This is a genomic window from Campylobacter sp. RKI_CA19_01121, assembly GCF_025771295.1.
Classification (GTDB): domain Bacteria; phylum Campylobacterota; class Campylobacteria; order Campylobacterales; family Campylobacteraceae; genus Campylobacter_D.
Map to the genome: position 1 here is coordinate 1 of NZ_JAKMQA010000040.1, position 613 is coordinate 613.

The following is a 613-nucleotide window of genomic DNA, read 5'->3' on the forward strand; positions in this document are numbered from 1 at the left end:
CACCTGCTATATTACCATCTTTATCTGCAAAGAAAGTATTACCTTCATAAACTGTTTGGAGTTTTAGTTTTTCTGTATTAACATAGATTTTATCTGCACTAATACCACCAAGATTATCTCCACCTATAATGATAGAATTTTCTAATCTTTTATCTTTATCTGCTTGAGTATTACCTGTATATTCAAGTTCATCAAAGTACCAACCATCTATGCTGATTTTACCGCCTGTATTGTTTTCTAATTGGTAGCCATTGTTATTTTTGCCTATAAAACCACTATGCCATGTAGCTTCATTATTTGCAGTTGCAGGATGGATATGGCCATTATTAACAACTAAAGTACCACTATTAGTAATACCTCCATGGATATTACCAGTGTTTTCAATATTGATATAGCCACTATTATTAATACCACCAAAGATGTGTATATTTTTACCTGCATTAGGATCAGTTAAATCCCCTGAAGAATTAATAAGTTTTTCTATAGTACCACTATTGTTAATACCATAAGTGATATCTTGAGTAGCTAAAGGAGAAGCTTCTTTACCTATAGTACCTGTATTAGTAATAACACCTATATAACCTTTATTTTCTTTAGCATCTTTGGTTTTATC

Annotated in this window: 1 protein-coding gene; it reads right to left on the reverse strand. The window is 31.2% G+C overall.

From position 1 onward, the window contains the following. The coding region (locus tag L8T90_RS07870) for a hypothetical protein (protein ID WP_263737178.1) at positions 1-613 on the reverse strand (613 nt) is incomplete at both ends.